Annotated in this window: 18 protein-coding genes and 1 pseudogene; 12 read left to right on the top strand and 7 right to left on the bottom strand. The window is 71.8% G+C overall.

Going from position 1 to position 15,876, the window contains the following annotated elements; genetic code table 11:
• Positions 1–10 precede the first annotated feature (10 nt).
• A complete protein-coding gene (locus tag AB5J56_RS20510; RefSeq protein ID WP_369234183.1) occupies positions 11–985 on the top strand; it encodes an NAD(P)-dependent alcohol dehydrogenase in 975 nt (324 codons plus the stop codon).
• Between the two features lie 42 nt (positions 986–1,027).
• Here AB5J56_RS20510 and AB5J56_RS20505 read toward each other — a convergent pair whose 3' ends face one another.
• Together AB5J56_RS20505 and AB5J56_RS20500 are read right to left on the bottom strand one after the other, a co-directional pair.
• Positions 1,028–3,148 carry an FtsX-like permease family protein gene (locus AB5J56_RS20505; protein WP_369234182.1) on the bottom strand — a complete coding sequence of 707 codons (2,121 nt, stop codon included), beginning with the start codon at positions 3,146–3,148 and terminating at the stop codon, positions 1,028–1,030.
• Positions 3,142–3,957: an ABC transporter ATP-binding protein gene (locus tag AB5J56_RS20500; RefSeq protein ID WP_369234181.1), complete on the bottom strand. Its 816-nt coding sequence runs from the start codon at positions 3,955–3,957 to the stop codon at positions 3,142–3,144. The genes AB5J56_RS20505 and AB5J56_RS20500 overlap by 7 nt, the downstream gene beginning before the upstream one ends.
• A 158-nt stretch (positions 3,958–4,115) precedes the next feature.
• On the opposite strand from AB5J56_RS20500, the gene AB5J56_RS20495 reads away from it, so the two are divergent.
• The gene (locus AB5J56_RS20495; RefSeq protein ID WP_369234180.1) at positions 4,116–5,264 is read left to right on the top strand and encodes a DUF2786 domain-containing protein; all 1,149 of its coding nucleotides are present in this window, start codon (positions 4,116–4,118) and stop codon (positions 5,262–5,264) included.
• 1 nt (position 5,265) lies between these two features.
• Here AB5J56_RS20495 and AB5J56_RS20490 read toward each other — a convergent pair whose 3' ends face one another.
• On the bottom strand, positions 5,266–5,808 hold the full coding sequence (locus AB5J56_RS20490) for a DUF4232 domain-containing protein (protein ID WP_369234179.1): 543 nt from the start codon (positions 5,806–5,808) through the stop codon (positions 5,266–5,268).
• Between the two features lie 111 nt (positions 5,809–5,919).
• Between AB5J56_RS20490 and AB5J56_RS20485 the strand changes: the two genes are divergently transcribed.
• Complete coding sequence (locus AB5J56_RS20485) at positions 5,920–8,148, top strand: FUSC family protein (RefSeq protein WP_369234178.1); 2,229 nt, start codon at positions 5,920–5,922, stop codon at positions 8,146–8,148.
• 4 nt (positions 8,149–8,152) lie between these two features.
• Here the strand turns inward: AB5J56_RS20485 and AB5J56_RS20480 are convergent, their stop codons facing one another.
• From AB5J56_RS20480 to rpmB, 3 genes are all read right to left on the bottom strand, one after another.
• Positions 8,153–8,680 carry a hypothetical protein gene (locus AB5J56_RS20480; protein ID WP_369234177.1) on the bottom strand — a complete coding sequence of 176 codons (528 nt, stop codon included), beginning with the start codon at positions 8,678–8,680 and terminating at the stop codon, positions 8,153–8,155.
• Between the two features lie 162 nt (positions 8,681–8,842).
• Positions 8,843–9,148: a 30S ribosomal protein S14 gene (gene rpsN / locus AB5J56_RS20475; RefSeq protein WP_369234176.1), complete on the bottom strand. Its 306-nt coding sequence runs from the start codon at positions 9,146–9,148 to the stop codon at positions 8,843–8,845.
• Positions 9,148–9,384: a 50S ribosomal protein L28 gene (rpmB, locus tag AB5J56_RS20470; protein ID WP_369234175.1), complete on the bottom strand. Its 237-nt coding sequence runs from the start codon at positions 9,382–9,384 to the stop codon at positions 9,148–9,150. The genes rpsN and rpmB overlap by 1 nt, the downstream gene beginning before the upstream one ends.
• A 71-nt stretch (positions 9,385–9,455) precedes the next feature.
• On the opposite strand from rpmB, the gene rpmG reads away from it, so the two are divergent.
• The 6 genes and pseudogenes from rpmG (at position 9,456) to AB5J56_RS20440 (ending at position 11,881) form a co-directional block, all read left to right on the top strand.
• Positions 9,456–9,620, top strand: coding sequence for a 50S ribosomal protein L33 (gene rpmG / locus AB5J56_RS20465; protein WP_015658813.1), 165 nt, complete (start codon positions 9,456–9,458; stop codon positions 9,618–9,620).
• 5 nt (positions 9,621–9,625) lie between these two features.
• The gene (locus AB5J56_RS20460) at positions 9,626–9,892 is read left to right on the top strand and encodes a type B 50S ribosomal protein L31 (protein ID WP_369234174.1); all 267 of its coding nucleotides are present in this window, start codon (positions 9,626–9,628) and stop codon (positions 9,890–9,892) included.
• Entirely contained in the window at positions 9,889–11,034 is a 1,146-nt protein-coding gene (locus AB5J56_RS20455) for a GTP-binding protein (RefSeq protein ID WP_369234173.1), read from the top strand. The genes AB5J56_RS20460 and AB5J56_RS20455 overlap by 4 nt, the downstream gene beginning before the upstream one ends.
• Positions 11,034–11,273, top strand: a complete 240-nt coding sequence (rpsR, locus tag AB5J56_RS20450; RefSeq protein ID WP_369234172.1) for a 30S ribosomal protein S18 — start codon at positions 11,034–11,036, stop codon at positions 11,271–11,273. Before AB5J56_RS20455 ends, rpsR begins: the two co-directional genes overlap by 1 nt.
• A gap of 47 nt (positions 11,274–11,320) precedes the next feature.
• Positions 11,321–11,410: pseudogene (locus AB5J56_RS20445) on the top strand (SRPBCC domain-containing protein); the annotation flags it as partial.
• Positions 11,411–11,617: 207 nt separating this feature from the next.
• On the top strand, positions 11,618–11,881 hold the full coding sequence (locus AB5J56_RS20440) for a DUF397 domain-containing protein (RefSeq protein ID WP_369234171.1): 264 nt from the start codon (positions 11,618–11,620) through the stop codon (positions 11,879–11,881).
• Positions 11,882–11,974: 93 nt separating this feature from the next.
• Here the strand turns inward: AB5J56_RS20440 and AB5J56_RS20435 are convergent, their stop codons facing one another.
• Positions 11,975–12,460: an ATP-binding protein gene (locus AB5J56_RS20435; protein WP_369234170.1), complete on the bottom strand. Its 486-nt coding sequence runs from the start codon at positions 12,458–12,460 to the stop codon at positions 11,975–11,977.
• Positions 12,461–12,816: 356 nt separating this feature from the next.
• On the opposite strand from AB5J56_RS20435, the gene AB5J56_RS20430 reads away from it, so the two are divergent.
• The 3 genes from AB5J56_RS20430 (at position 12,817) to AB5J56_RS20420 (ending at position 15,874) form a co-directional block, all read left to right on the top strand.
• Complete coding sequence (locus AB5J56_RS20430; protein WP_369242673.1) at positions 12,817–13,641, top strand: helix-turn-helix domain-containing protein; 825 nt, start codon at positions 12,817–12,819, stop codon at positions 13,639–13,641.
• Between the two features lie 109 nt (positions 13,642–13,750).
• A complete protein-coding gene (locus AB5J56_RS20425) occupies positions 13,751–15,211 on the top strand; it encodes an aldehyde dehydrogenase family protein (RefSeq protein ID WP_369234169.1) in 1,461 nt (486 codons plus the stop codon).
• Positions 15,212–15,337: 126 nt separating this feature from the next.
• Complete coding sequence (locus AB5J56_RS20420; protein ID WP_369234168.1) at positions 15,338–15,874, top strand: DinB family protein; 537 nt, start codon at positions 15,338–15,340, stop codon at positions 15,872–15,874.
• Positions 15,875–15,876 lie beyond the last annotated feature (2 nt).

Here is a 15,876-nt window from a genome sequence, read left to right as displayed (position 1 = left end):
GGAGGGTCCAATGAAGGCGATCGTCCAGGACCGTTACGGCTCACCGGGCGTTCTGGAGCTCAGGGAGGTCGACAAGCCGGTTGTCGCCGACGATGACGTTCTGGTGCGGGTCCACGCGGCCTCGGTCAACGCCCGCGACTGGCACATCATGCGGGGTGACCCGTACCTGGCGCGCCTGGTGTTCGGGTTCAGCGGGCCGAAGACGAAGATCCGGGGCACGGACTTCGCGGGCCGAGTGGAAGCGGTGGGCAGGAACGTGAAGCGGTTCCGTCCCGGTGACGACGTGTTCGGCGAAGCCGACGGGGCATTCGCCGAGTACGTGTGTGCCCCGGAGAACGTGCTGGAGCCGAAACCGGCCGACCTGTCCTTCGAGCAGGCGGCCGCGATGCCGCTGGCGGGGAACACCGCCCTGATGGGCCTGCGCGACCTGGGAGGGGTGCAGCCGGGACAGCGGGTACTGGTCAATGGTGCCTCAGGTGGTGTGGGCACCTTCGCCGTACAGATCGCCAGGGCGTTCGGCGCGGAGGTGACCGGCGTCTGCAGTACGAGAAACCTGGAACTGGTCCGGTCGACGGGCGCGGATCACGTCATCGACTACACCGTGGAGGACTTCACCCGGAACGGACGGCGGTACGACGTCGTGTTCGACCTGGTGGGGAATCGGTCGCTGACCGAGTGCCGACGTGCGCTGACACCCGCGGGGAGGCTCGTTCTCTCCGGCGGAGGCGTATCCGAAGGCGGGAGTCTCCTCGGGCCGATGGGTCTCATCCTCAAGGGCCAAGTCATGTCACGCTTCGTCCGCCACCGGCTGCTCATCCTCACGGCGACGCCGAGCACGGAGAACCTGGCGGCGCTGAGGCAACTCGCCGAGTCCGGGAAGCTCGCCCCGGTCATCGACCGGACGTACCCGTTGAGCGAGGTGCCCGAGGCGATCGGGTACCTCGAAGTGGAGCACGCGCGCGCGAAGGTCGTCATCAGCGTGTGACGGGCTGCTGCGGCCCAGCCATCCACACATCTGAAGCACCCCCTACCGACTGCGACCGACCACGGTGCCCAGGACTCCCGCCCCCGCCGCGATCACCACGCAGGCCCCCACGCACCCGCCCACCACCTGCCACGGCACATCCACCCCCACCGGCGCCGACAACCGCCCGAGCGCCGCCGCCACCCCCGCGAGGTTCACCCCGGCGATCAGGCCCCCGAGTGCCGTCCCCACGCCGACGCCGAGCACCGCCTCGCCCGCGACCACCCGCAGCACCTGCCCCCGGGTGGCGCCCGCGAGCCGCAGCGAGCGCAGCTCCGAGCCCCGGTCCGTCGTGGCCATCAGCAGGGTCCCGGCGAGGGAGATTCCGGTGTAGACGAGGGCGATGCCCAGGACCACGAAGAGGCCGAGGCGGGTCCCCGGGCCGGTGCCCGGTCGGGTGGCGGCCAGCCATGCGGGTGTCGTCCGGACCGTTCCGCCCGCAGAACGCAGGGCCGCTGCGACGGCGGCGCGGTCCGTCCCGCCTGCGACCCGCACCTCCAGGCGGTCGACCCGGGCCCCCGGGGCGTTCGCGGCGGTGACGTACGCGCCGTTGTCGCCCGTGCCGCGCGCCAGCACCGCGGCGATCCGCAGCCGCGCGGGCCGCCCGTCGCCGAGCCATACGGCGATCCGGGAGCCGACTTCGTGCCGCTCCCACTCCTCGTTCACGACGATCGAGTGGTCGTCGAGATCACGTACGTCGCCGGCCACCACCGGAAGCCGGGACACGGAGTCGAACGCCGCCACATCCGTCACCGCCCGCGCGTCGGACCGGATGAGCGCGGTCCCGTCCTCCCGTACGAAGACGGCGGTGGACGCGGTCGCGGACACCGTGGCTCCGGGCACGAGCGGGACGCTCAAGTCATCGCCCGACACGACAAATTGACTGTGTGTCCGCTCCCGCGCCTCCGTTCCCTTCGCCGCCGCGACCGTCGCCGCCGTGCCGAGCAGCGAGCCCGCCAGGGCGACCGTCACCAGGACGGGAGCGGCCACGGCGGCCGTACGGCGCACCGAGGCGGCCGCGTTCGCGCGGATCAGCAGCCCGGTCGCCCCGGGCAGCCGTACCAGGCGTACGACGGGACGGACGAGGACCGGAGCGAGCGCGGCCACGGCCGTCACCAGCAGCATCGGCTGGGTCGTGTACGTCTTCCGCTTCAGCAGGTCGGCGGGGACCGTCCCCAACTTCCAGGCCAGCAGCCCGAGTCCGCCCGCGAGCAGCGCGCCGCCGATCGCCCACCGGTACCGCGGCATCACGTCCGTGTCGACCGACGCCTCGCGCAGCGCCTCCACGGGACCGATCCGCCCCGCCCGCCGAGAGGCCGCCCACGCTCCGGTGAGGGCCACCGACACGCCGGTCCAGAAGGCGACTTGGCAGGGCCAGTGCGGCGACCCGTGCACCACGAACCACGGCGGTGCCACCCCGCCGTCGACCAGCAGGCGCCCGAGCCGCGGTGCTCCCCACACCCCTGCCGCGCACCCCGCCGCCGAGGCCGCGACCCCCACCGCCAGAGCCTCCCCGAGCAGCAGCCGGCGCAGTTGCCCGGGTGTCGCGCCCGCCATCCGCAGCAGTCCGAACTCCCGTCGCCGCAGCGCCACCACGAAGGCGAACGTCGAGGCCGTCACGAAGACCGACACGAACGCCGAGACCCCGGCCGCGGTGCCCAGCAACGCATCGACCCCGGTCAGCGCCTCGGCGTCCCGCTCCGTCGCCGGGTCGACCAGCCGGCGGTCGTCGCCGGTCAGGACGCGGGCCCGGTCCCCGACGACCTCGCGCACGGCCCCGGCGGGCGCGTCGACGCCCACCGCGTCCCGCCGTGCGCCGTCCAGCCGCAGGGCACCCAACTGCCGTAGCTCCCGGACAAGTTGGTTGTCCACAGGGTGTGGATGGGCCAGCTTCTTCGACACATGCGCGGTGCCGGGCCCGCGCCGCACCTCCACCGTGAGCGTGTCCCGGCCCGCCACCACGACCGGCGAGGAGGCGAACCGCTGCGGCTCGCGCACGGGCGGGTCCAGCGCGGCGGCCAGCCCGAGCCCCATCGCCGTCATCACGGCGACCCCGAGCCCGACGGCCACGAAGGCGCCGAGGAGTGAGGCCCAGCGCGTACGCAGGGAGGAGAGGATCAGCACGACGCACTCTCCCGACCGGCGGCGGCCATGGCCGGTGCGCCTTCTCGGTCGGCGCCCGGCGCCAACGCACGCCGCTCCAGCCCGGTCATGTACGCCGCCACCTCCTCCGCGGACGGCTCCGCCAACTCCCCGCTCACCCGCCCGTCGACAAGGAACACCACCCGGTCCGCGTACGACGCGGCCACCGGATCATGCGTGACCATGACCGTCGTCTGCCTCTCCCGGTCCACCAACTCCCGCAGCAGAAGCAGGACTTCGCGACCCGTCGTGGTGTCCAGCGCCCCCGTCGGCTCGTCGCCGAAGAGCACCGCCGGGCGCGTGATGAGCGCCCGCGCGAGCGCCACCCGCTGCTGCTGACCGCCCGACAGCTGCGCGGGCCGGTGCCCGGCGCGGTCGGCGAGACCCACCCGCGCCAGCGCCTCCCGCACCTGCCCACGCGCGGGGCGCCGTCCGGCGAGCCGCAGCGGCAGGGCCACGTTCTGGGCGGCGGTCAGCGACGGCAGCAGGTTGAAGGACTGGAACACGAACCCGATCCGCTCCCGCCGCAGCAGCGTCAGCCGCCGCTCGCCCAGCCCGGCGAGCTCGACCCCGTCGACGGCGACGGTCCCCGAACTCGGCCGGTCGAGCCCGGCCGCGCACTGCAGCAGGGTCGACTTCCCCGACCCCGACGGCCCCATCACGGCGGTGAAGGTCCCGGCGGCGAAGTCCAGGTCGACCCCGTCCAGGGCGGCGACGGCACCGTGATGACGGCGCAGGGATCGGATGCGTACGGCGACCGAAGCGGCCGTAGCGGCTGTGGTGGTGGTCATGCCTCCAGCGAACCGTCCGGCGCCCGCCCGCACACGACCACCAGAGGGCGTCCCGGAGGTAGGGCCAGCCCTACCGGGGCGAGAGCCACCCGGGCGAGAGCCACCCGGGCGAGGGCCGGCCGGGGAGGCCCGGCCCGCGCGCGTGGCACGATCAGGGGATGAGCAGTACCTCCTCCACCGTCGAGCGCGCCTTCGAGGCCGCTCTCTACGCCGACTCCGACGCCGCCCTCGACACGGGCGCCTCGCTGCTCGCCGCCGACTCCGCGGCCGACCCCGAACTCGCCCGGCGCGGCGAGGAGTTCGTCGCCGGAGCCTGGCGGCGCGGCTGGCAGCCCGCCGACGTCGTACGGTTCGTGCGGCGCGAGCTGGAGGACATCCACGTACGGCTGGTGTCGGCGCTGGTCCTGGCGCAGGCGAAGGACGACGGGCCGCGCGGCCCGCGCTGGGCGGCCCAGCTCGCGGAGCTGACCGCCGAGCCCCCGCGCACCGACCGCTTCTCGCACGCCACCGCCGTACTGGAGCTCTACCGCCTGCTGCTCCGCCTCCCCTCCATCGAGCCCCTCGACGCACCCGGAACGGGACCCCAGGCGTCCCACACATCTCAGGCGTCCCACCAGGACTCCCGCATGCTCGGCCGTATCCGCGCGCTGCTCGCCAAGGCGGAGGCGACCGGGTTCCCGGAGGAGGCGGAGGCGCTGAGTGCCAAGGCGCAGGAGCTGATGGCGCGGCACTCGATCGACGAGGCGCTGCTCGCCGCCCGCACCCACGCGAAGGACGCGCCCGGCGCCTGCCGCATCGGCATCGACGCCCCGTACGAGACGGCGAAGGCGGTGCTGCTGGACGCGGTGGCCGGGGCGAACCGCGGCCGGGCGGTGTGGAACGAGGCGCTCGGCTTCTCCACCGTCGTCGGCTTCGAAGCCGACCTGGAGGCCGTGGAGCTGCTCTACACCTCGCTGCTCGTGCAGGCCACGGCCGCGATGACGAAGGCGGAGGCGCAGCAGCGGGCGGGCGGCCGCAAGCGCACGAAGACCTTCCGGCAGTCGTTCCTGGCCGCGTACGCGCACCGCATCGGCGACCGGCTGGCGGAGGTCGCCGAGGCCCAGGTCGGCGCGTCTCAGGGCGAGTCGGGGCGCGATCTGCTGCCGGTGCTCGCGGCCCGGGACGTGGCGGTCGCGGACCACATGGAGCAGATGTTCCCGGACACCGTCACCACCCGGGTGCGCGGGGTCACCGACGCGGCCGGATGGGAGCAGGGCGCCGCCGCGGCGGACCGCGCCCAGGTCAGGGCGCGCCCACCGTTGAGGTGATTCAGTCGCCGGCCCGCTGGAAGGCGCTCACCGTGGCGTCCGGTGTCTTCGCGGTCTTCAGCGCGACATCGCCGTACTTCCACGCAGAGCCGGACTGGGCGTCGCTGCCCGGCAGGCTGATGTTCATGTCCGTCACCGCGGCGCTCTTGTCGCCGCCGGCGGCCCCGCGCACGTACGTCACGTCGAAGGTCGCCGTCTCACCCTTCCTGAGGGTCAGCTTCAGCGGGTTCGCCGCCTTGTTGCCGGCGACGTCGAAGGACGCGTCACCGGTGGTCAGCTCGATGCCGGGGAACCCCTTCAGGGTGCAGGTGGCGCCGCGGTTGGTGAGCGTGACCGGGACGACGCCGGTGTCCCCGGCGGCCGGAGCCTCACTGGCGGGACCGACCTGCACCCCGACCCCGTCGAGCCGGCAGGCGGCGGTGCTGCTGCTCTGCTTCGTCCTGGCGGCGCTGGGCGCGCTGCCGCCGGCGTCTCCACCGTCGTCGCAGGCGGTCAGGGCGAAGGCCACCGCGAGAGCGGTGACGGCGATGGGAACGGCGCGCATGGGATCCCCCGTGAGGTGTTCGGCGATACGCCCCGATCATCACGCACGCGCAGGGCGGCCACGTACGCGCCCCGCCCCTCCTGGCTGCGGCACAGGCTCTACGCTGACGAAATGAGCTGGCTCCGGGCGCTGAGGGAGACCACCCGCTCGGGTCTGACGGTCGAGCGGAAACGTCTCGAACCGCTGATCGCGGTGCGCGGCGCGGCAGGGCTCGCACTCGTCATCGCGGTGAGCCTGTGGGCCTTCGGGCCGGGCGCCGCAGCGAGCTCGGCGTTCGGGGCCTACCAGGCGGCGATCGCCACGTTCCAGCGCAGCTGGCGCCCCCGGCCGGAACTCGCCCTCGCCTCCGGCACGAGCCTCGCCGTCTCCACATTCGTCGGCTACGTCACGATCTCCCACTTCGTGCTGTTCCTGGCCCTGCTGGTGGTCTGGACGTTCCTGGCCGGGATGAGCTGGGCGGCGGGTCCCACGATCGGCCTGATCGCCTCGTCCAACGTCGCGATCATGCTGGTGACGGTGACGCTGCCGACCTCGGTCGCCGAGGCGGCGGGCCACGGCGCCATGATGATCGTGGGCGGCCTGGTGCAGGCGGCCCTGATCGTCCTCTTTCCCGTACGACGCTGGGGCGCCCATCGCGACGCGCTCGCCGACGCCCTGGCCGCCGAGGCCGACTACGCGCGCCGCCTCCGCCACGACCCGGTGGCCCCCTTCGACCCGCTCCCGCTCATGGAGGCCCGCAACGCGGCGGCCCTCACCCCGCGCCAGGCCCGCACCCGCCCCGCCGAACTCCACGGTGCCCGCGGCCTCGCCGAACGCATCCGCCCCGTCCTCGCCTCCCTCGCCGACCCCGCGATGGGCGTTCCCGGGGAGGGCCCGGCCCGCGACCGGGTCCGCGAACTCCTCTCCGCCGCGGCCGCCATCCTCGACGCCGCCGCCCGGGCCATCCGGCACGGCGCCCCGGTCACCCTCCCCCCGGGAGCGGTGGCCGCCTTCAGGACCCCGGACACGGGCGCCATCCTGACGGGCCCGCCGTACCGGGCGGCGACACGCCTGGGGAGGCTGCTGGAGGACGTACTGGAGACGGCAGGGGCGCCACCCGAGCCGGTCCGGCGGTCCTTCCGGCCCCTCCGGACCATCCGGCGGCGGAGGACGAGGCCGTCCCGGCCCGCCCCCGTCACCCCCCTCAGCCGCCCCACCCTCATCGGCCTGATCCCCGTGGCCCTCCAGGCCATGAGGAAGGAGCTGCTGCACAAGGACTCCCAGATCACCCGCCACGCCACGAGGGTGGCCGCGGTGGCCGCCACGGGCTACATGATCGGCACCGCCCTGCCCCTGGGCCACGGCTACTGGGCCCCGCTGACCTCGGTCATGGTCATGCGCCCCGACTTCTCCCAGACCTACAGCCGCGCGGTCGCCCGCTTCGGCGGCACCCTCGTGGGCGTGACCCTGGCCACGGCCGTCGTGCGGGTCGCGGACCCGGGAACGTACCTCTCCGGCACCCTCGCCGTGCTCAGCGCGGCCCTGATGTACCTCCTGATGCGCACGGGCCAGATGGCGGCGCAGGCCTGCGTGGCGGCGTACGTCGTCTTCCTGCTCGGGATGGGCGGCGAGCAGTGGACGCAGACGGTCCCGGAGCGGGTGATCCTCACCCTGATCGGCGGACTCCTGGCGATGCTCGCGTACGCCGTCTACCCGGCCTGGGAGACCCCACGGCTGCGCACCCGCCTCGCGGAGTGGCTGACCGCGCAGGGCCGTTACGCGGCGACCGTCGTGAACCAGTACACGCACCCGGTGGGCCAGGCCGCCCCCGACGTCCGCGAGGCACTCCTCGCCGCCCGCACCGCCCGCGCGGCCTGGCACACGGCGGTGGCCCGTGCCAAGGACGAGCCGGTACGCCACCGGGGCGTGTCCCGCACCGTGGCAGACGACGCCGAGGACGCCCTCGCCCAGATGGGCCGCGTCGCGATGCTGATGGAGGCCCACCTCCCGGAGCGGGACGCGACGCCCGTTCCGGCCGCGGCCCGCTTCGCCGAGGCCCTGCGCACGGCCACCGAGCAGGGCGCGAAGGCCGTCCGCGAGCGCCGTGTCCCGCGCTGGGACGCGGTCCGCACGGCCCTGGAGACCTGGGACAGCGAGGGCATTCCCGACGCGGTCGTCCGCCGGGGCGCGGGCCTGCTGCTGGAGTCCCTCGTCGAACTCTCCGAGGCCCTGGACACCGCCGTACCCCCGATGACGCTGGACGGAAGCGGTTCTGCGGCCCAGGCCGAGGACGACGACGGAAACGACGACGGGCCGCGCCCCCCGAAGAACGAGGGATCCGCGGCCCGCCGGGGAAAGTGAACGCTCAGGAGCCGAGACTCGCCGTCGGCAGCCCGGTCGGCAGCCCGCCACCACCCTCGGACTTGGTGTACGTCTCCTTGCCGACGCCCCCCGACCACGTGATCTTGAGGGTCGTACCGCTCACGGAGTCGACCATGCCGGTGGTGCGGTCGGTGCTGCCGTCGGTGCACTTGAGGTGGAGCATCTGCATGCCCGACTCCGCGCCGGCGGTGCCGCTGCACACCGCGCCGCCCGTGCTGAAGATCGCGGCCTTCTTGCCGGTGATCATCAGCGCGACCGCCTTGCCGTCGGTCGTGGCCAGCCAGCTGCCCTCCAGCTTGCCCTTGGTGCCGGAGGTCTCCCCCGAGCCGCCGCCCGTGTCGGCGCTCTCGGTGGCGGTCGCGCCGGGGCTCGCGGACTTGTCCGCGGAGTCGGAGCCCGAGCCGGAGTCGTCGCTGCTGCAGCCGGTCAGCACGAGCGCGGCCGTCAGCCCCGCGGCCACGGCCAGGGCCGCGCTGCGCACCCGCTGACGCGGGAAGGTCGCCGAAGTCACTGAAGTCCCCCAAGGGTGGGTGGTGTCGCGGGTGTCGCCGGAACGACCGCAGCAAGCTACCAGGGCCGCCCGTGGAGGCCACAGCTCAGGCCTGCCAGGAGTGCCTGCCGCAGTCACCGGCTGGACCACCGGCCGAGACCTGCCGGGAAGCCGTGCTCAGGCCTACCAGGACGACTTGCGCACCCCGGGCAGGAACCCCGCGTGCGCCTGCTGCCGAAGGTTCACCCGGGACAGCCCGAAGGTGCGGAGATAGCCGCGCGGGCGGCCGTCCACGCTGTCCCGGTTGCGTACGCGGGTGGCGCTCGCGTCGCGCGGCTGGCGGGCCAGTTCCCGCTGGGCGGCGGCCCGTTCGGCCTCGCTCGACGCCGGCCGCCGGACGATCTCCTTCAGCTCGGCCCGTCGCGCCGCGTACCGCGCGACGGTCTCCCGGCGCCGCTCGTTCTTCGCGATCTTGCTCTTCTTCGCCATCAGACCTTCACTCCCCGGGCACGGATGCGGGCCACGGCGGCCTCGACGCCGATCGTGTCGACGGTCCTGATCCCCTTCGTGCTCAGCCGCAGCCGTACGTACCGGCCCTCGCTCGGCAGCCAGTAGCGCTTGCGCTGGACGTTCGGGTCGAAGCGGCGGGACGTGCGCCGGTGGGAGTGGGAGATGGAGTTGCCGAAGCCGGGCCGGGCGCCGGTCAGCATGCAGTGCGCGGACAAGGGTGATGCACCTCTCTCGGTCAGTGATGAGCTGGATTGGTAATGGGATTCATTTTCAGTAAGATAGCAGCATGGCACGCAACGAACTCCGGCCCGTCATCAAGCTCCGGTCCACGGCCGGGACCGGCTTCACCTACGTCACCCGCAAGAACCGTCGCAACGACCCGGACCGGATGACCCTGCGCAAGTACGACCCGGTCGCCGGCCGGCACGTCGACTTCCGAGAGGAGCGCTGACCGCCATGCGCGAAGGAATCCACCCGCCGTACGGCCCCGTCGTCTTCCGGGACCGCGCCGCGAACCACGCCTTCCTCACCCGCTCGACGCTCGCCGCGGTGTCCGGCGGTAAGACGGTCGAGTGGGAGGACGGCAATGTCTACCCGGTGGTGGACGTCGAGATCTCGAACGTGAGCCATCCCTTCTACACGGGCACAGCGCGCGTACTGGACACCGCCGGACGCGTCGAGCGCTTCGAGCGCCGGTTCGGGAAGCGGAGCCGATCCGAGTGAGTGCCCTCTCTGTGGCGATCGTCGGCGGCCTGCACGCGGATGCGCGGCGGGCCGCCGTCGAGCGGCTCCTCGCCGAGGTGCCGGGCAGCGTCGCCCTCCACCACGACCTCGCGACCGCCGCCGCGGGCACGGTCGTACGGACGGTCCGCGACGCCACCGGAGTCCTCTCCGTGGGCGAGGCCCCGCTCGTCAACGACTGCGCGTGCTGCGCCCTGCGCGAGGACCTGGTCCCGGAGCTGGAGCGGCTGGCGGACGCCGGGCTCACCCGGCTCGCGGTCGTCGAGCTGTGGGACTCGGTCGAACCGAAGGCGATGGCCGAGGTCGTCGCGTCCAGTGGGCTGCGGCTGACCGGCGTGATCACCGCCGTCGACCCGGCCCTGTTGCTGCCCTACCTCGGCAACGGCGACGACCTCGCGGACGGCGGCCTCGCCGCGGCCGCCACCGACCAGCGCACGGTCGCCGACACCTTCGCGCGCCAGCTGGAGTACGCCCCCGTCCTCGCCGTGGCCGACTCGGCGGAGGCCGACGACGAGGACCGCGCACTGCTCGCGCAACTGCACCCGACGGCCCGTCAAGTGTCCATCCAGTACGGCGGCTTGACGCGCTCCCCGCTGGCCGCGGCGGCGTTCGCCGGATTCGACGTCGAGGCCGCGGCCGCCGCCCAGCACCCGGCGTGCGCACTGCTCCCGGCCGACGCCGACGCGCACGGCGTCTCCACCCTCGTATGGCATCGGCGCCGGCCGTTCCACCCGGAGCGGCTGTACGCGGCCCTTGAGGACCTGACCTGCGCGGCCGCCCGCAGCCGGGGGCGGTTCTGGCTCGCCGACCGGCCCGACACGCTGCTGCACTGGGACGCGGCGGGCGGTGCGCTGTGCGTGGAGAACGCGGGCCCGTGGCTCGCCTCGCTGCCGGACGCGGCCTGGGAGATGGTCCCGCCGGTCCGCCGCGCCGCCGCTGCGCTCGACTGGCACCCGGAGCACGGCGACTGCTGCCAGCACCTGGTCTTCACCTCGCCGGGGCTCGACCGCGAGGGGCTCGAACTGCTCCTGGAGTCCTGCCTGTTGACCGACACCGAGTACGCCGCCGGGCGCACCGCCTGGAAGCGGCTGCCGCCCTCCTTCGACACCCTCCTGGAGATCTGATGGCCCGCAAGCCGGACCGCAAGCCCGCGTCCAAGTCCCGCCCCAACCCGCTGGGCCGCGACAAGGTGACGTACCTCGACTACAAGGACACCGACCTGCTGCGGAAGTTCATCTCGGACCGCGGGAAGATCCGCAGCCGCCGGGTCACCCGGGTGACCGCCCAGCAGCAGCGGATGCTGGCGCGGGCGATCAAGAACGCCCGGGAGATGGCGCTGCTGCCGTACGGGTCAGGTCGCTGACATCCCACGACAGATAGGCCATTCCCCGCGCTTGAGCCCGCCCGGCCCATCCCGCGGACTGGACGATTACGTGGACGGTGGAACAGGAAGGGCCCGGAACGCGTCTGTTCCTAGTACACGAGGGATTCGATCCGGACGTAATGCGCTGGACAAGGTGTAGTCGCCCGGTCAACCGTCGGTAGTCAAAAGGCGGGTAAAAGCTGTAACCGTGGGAACACCCCGCGTGCACGTGCATCTGCACAAGCATCTGCTCATGCATTGGCACATGAACAGAGCTATGATCCGGGGCAGTTGACCAATGCATCAATGGCCACCTCAGCCACTGCACGACCGGGGAGCGACCTGTGGACCACGACGTGTACGACGTGGATGACGTGTACAACGGCATGGCTGCGACAGAGCTGGACGGGGTGGCGGCCTGGCAGAAGAGCCGGCACAGCAACTCGCAGGGATCCTGCGTGGAGTTCGCCCGGCTGCCGGGCGGCGAGGTGGCCGTACGGAATTCGCGGTTCCCCGAAGGGCCCGCGCTCGTCTATACCCGCGCCGAGATCGAAGCGATGCTCCTGGGCATCAAGGACGGCGAGTTCGATCACCTGATAGCGGGCTGACCGTGAGCGCCCGGAGCACGTGACCGAGTGCGAGGGCTTTTCGACAGCGTGTAACGCGCGTAGAACCGCGGCGCCGAAAGGCGCCGCGGTTCTCTATTCGGCGGAGGCCGGCTGCGGCAGCCGGAACAGCGCCCACACGACCTTGCCGCTGAGCGTCCCCGCGAGCGGGTGCCAGCCCCAGCTGTCGGCGAACGAGTCGACCAGGAAGAGGCCGCGGCCCGACTCCGCGGAGAAGTCGTCCGAGGTCCCCGCGACGGGACTGTCGTGGCTCGGGTCGCGCACCGCGCACACCAGACGCGAGGTCCACCGCATCAAGTGCAGCCGCACGGGCGGGCCCTGGTCGTCCGGGCGAGGGGTGTCCGAGGGCAGCGCATGGCGCAGCGCGTTGGTGACGAGTTCGGAGACCACCAGGCAGACGTCGTCGAACCGCTCGCCGATGTCCCACTGGTCGAGTGTTCTTCGCGTGAACTGCCGCGCCTCGCGCACCGCTTCGTAGCGGGGCGGCAGAGCGCAGGAAGCAGCGTTGGACACGGCCGCGGGGTCGAGCGGCGGAAGCCCCTGCCGTAACGGCTCGAGCATGGTCGATCCATTCGTCCCCATGCGAGGCACTCCCGGGGTTCGCGGTCGTGGCGATGCAGCGGTGGCGCGGGACCATGGTTCCGAATGCGTACAGCAGATGCAAGGGCAGATGCACGTGCACGCGCCCGAATTGGACCTTCCGGTACCACTTCTTGGTCATTTCTTCTGCCACCTTCTTCCCCTCCGCTTGCCCTCTCCTGATCTTTTCCGGTGTAACTGCGTTGGCTACTTTCCGTTTCTGTAACCGAACGAGTACAGCTCGAAGTGTTTTAGTGGCAGACTTCGGCGTCTGAAGACGGTTGGGGAGGCTGACGAACGTGAGCGCTGGGGAGTCGAGCGGCTCGGTGGTGAGGCGCATGCTGCTGGGATCGCACCTCAGGCGGCTGCGCGAGGCGCGTGGCATCACCCGTGAAGCGGCCGGCTATTCGATCCGTGCCTCCGAATCGAAGATCAGCCGCATGGAGTTGGGACGGGTGAGTTTCAAGACACGCGACGTCGAGGACCTGTTGACGCTGTACGGCATCACGGACGAGGCGGAGCGGACCTCGCTCGTGTCCCTCGCCAAGGAAGCCAACGTCGCGGGCTGGTGGCACAGTTACTCCGACGTCCTGCCCAGCTGGTTCCCGACGTACGTCGGCCTCGAAGGCGCCGCCCACCTCATCCGGTGCTACGAAGTGCAGTTCGTGCACGGCCTGTTGCAGACCGAGGCGTACGCGCACGCGGTCGTCGAGCGCGGCATGCGGGGTGCGAGCGCCGCGGACATCGAACGCCGGGTCGCGTTGCGCCTGGAGCGCCAGAAGTACCTCGTCTCCGAGCGCGCCCCCGAGTTCCACATCGTCCTCGACGAGGCCGCGCTGCGCCGGCCGTACGGCGACCGCGAGGTGATGCGCGGCCAACTCCAGCATCTGATCGAGGTGTCGGAGCGTCCGAACGTACGCCTTCAGGTCATGCCGTTCAGCTTCGGCGGGCACTCGGGCGAGAGCGGCTCCTTCACGATCCTGAGCTTCCCCGAGTCCGACCTCTCCGACGTGGTCTATCTGGAGCAGCTCACGAGCGCGTTGTACCTGGACAAGCGCGAGGACGTCGCGCAGTACGAGTCCGCGCTGAAGCAGCTCCAGCAGGACAGTCCCGGCCCGGCCGAGAGCCGCGATCTGCTCCGGGGGCTCCTTCAGCTCTCCTGAAGTGCCCTGGCCATCCCAACTCCCTTGAAACACAAGTACGATGACGCGTGATCAGACCGTGATCGGATGTCTGCTTCGGCAGCACAGGGATTGAGGGATCGAGGAGCACATGTCGTCCTACTTCACCGACCTGGCCCAGCAGTACATCGACGGTGAGTGGCGCCCGGGCACCGGTTCCTGGGACATCATCGACTTCAACCCGTACAACGGCGAGAAGCTCGCGTCGATCACCATAGCCACGGTGGACGAGGTGGATCAGGCGTACAACGCGGCCGCCCGCGCCCAGAAGGAATGGGCGGCGACCAACCCGTACGCGCGCAGGGCGGTCTTCGAGAAGGCCCTGCGGATCACCGAGGACCGCGAGCCGGAGATCGCCGAGGCCATCATCGCCGAGCTCGGCGGCACGCACCTCAAGGCCGGCTTCGAGCTGCACCTCGCCAAGGAGTTCCTGCGCGAGTCGGTCAACCTGGCGCTGCGCCCGGAGGGGAGGATCATCCCCTCGCCGGTCGACGGCAAGGAGAACCGCCTCTACCGCGTCCCGGTCGGCGTCGTCGGTGTGATCAGCCCCTTCAACTTCCCCTTCCTCCTCTCGCTCAAGTCCGTTGCCCCGGCACTGGCGTTGGGCAACGGCGTGGTCCTCAAGCCGCACCAGAACACGCCGATCGTCGGCGGCTCCCTGGTCGCGAAGATCTTCGAGGAGGCGGGCCTGCCGGGCGGTCTGCTGAACGTCGTGATCACCGACATCGCGGAGATCGGCGACGCCTTCATCGAGCACCCTCTCGCGAAGGTCATCTCCTTCACCGGCTCCGACAAGGTCGGCCGGCACGTCGCCACCGTCTGCGCCTCGCACTTCAAGCGCTCCGTCCTCGAACTCGGCGGCAACAGCGCGCTCGTGGTGCTCGACGACGCGGACATCGACTACGCCGTGGACGCCGCGGTCTTCAGCCGGTACGTCCACCAGGGCCAGGTCTGCATGGCCGCGAACCGTGTCCTGGTCGACCGCAGCATCGCCGACGTGTTCACGGAGAAGTTCGTCGCCAAGGTCAAGTCGCTCAAGGTCGGCGACCCGAGCGACCCGCAGACGGTGATCGGCCCGGTCATCAACGCCTCCCAGGCGGACGCGATCACCAGCGCCGTGGACCAGGCGATCGCCGAGGGCGCCAGAGCCCTCGTGCACGGCACCACGACGGACACCCTCGTCGAGCCGAGCGTCCTGACGGACGTGCCCGCCGACTCCGCCATCCTCCAGCAGGAGATCTTCGGCCCCGTCGCTCTCCTCGTCCCCTTCGACGGTGAGGAGGAGGCCGTCCGCCTCGTCAACGACACTCCGTACGGCCTCAGCGGCGCCGTCCACACGGCCGACGTCGAACGAGGTGTCGCGTTCGCCAAGCAGATCGACACCGGCATGTTCCACGTGAACGACGGCACCGTCCACGACGAGCCGCTGGTCGCCTTCGGCGGCGAGAAGTCCTCCGGCATCGGCCGCCTCAACGGCGAGGCGACGGTCGAGTCGTTCACCACGCAGAAGTGGATCTCGGTCCAGCACGGGCGGAGCTTCTTCCCGTTCTGAGTCTTCCGTGTCTTCCGTCCGAGTCTTCCGTCGGACGCCGGGGCCTTTAGGACGCAACCTGTCCTAAAGGCCCCGTAGCTTCGTCGGTGTCAGGCAAGAGCACGACCCGATGAAAGGCGGCCGGTCATGGTCACTCACGTTCCCGCAGAGGCGCACGCCGACGAGCGCGGCGCACTCCTGGCCTTCGTCGAGGCCCAGCGCGGCGGGCTGCGGCGCGCGGTGCTCGGCCTGAGCGACGAGCAGGCGGCGGGCAGGCCGAGTGCCAGCGAGCTGTCGCTGTCGGGGCTCGTCAAGCACGTCGCCGAGTGCGAGCTCAACTGGCTGCGGCTGGCCCAGCAGAAGCCCAACGAGCGGGCACGCACCCAGGAGACCTGGGCGGACGGCTTCCGGCTCGACGAGGACGAGACCCTGGCCGGGATGCTCGCGTTCTGGGACGGCGTGGCCCACGAGACCGAGGAGTTCATCCGGTCCGTGGACTCGATGGACGACAGCTTCCCGCTGCCCGAGGCGCCCTGGTTCCCCAAGGGCAACGTGTCGATGCGGTGGTTCATGCTGCACCTGATCGAGGAGATCGCCCGGCACGCCGGCCACGCCGACATCATCCGCGAGTCCCTGGACGGCGCGACCGCCTTCGAGCTGGTGGCCCGGGCACAGGAGGGTTGACC

This window comes from Streptomyces sp. R21 (assembly GCF_041051975.1).
Lineage (GTDB): Bacteria > Actinomycetota > Actinomycetes > Streptomycetales > Streptomycetaceae > Streptomyces.
Note: the sequence above shows the minus strand (reverse complement) of the source record. Positions and strands in the feature narration are given on the sequence as shown.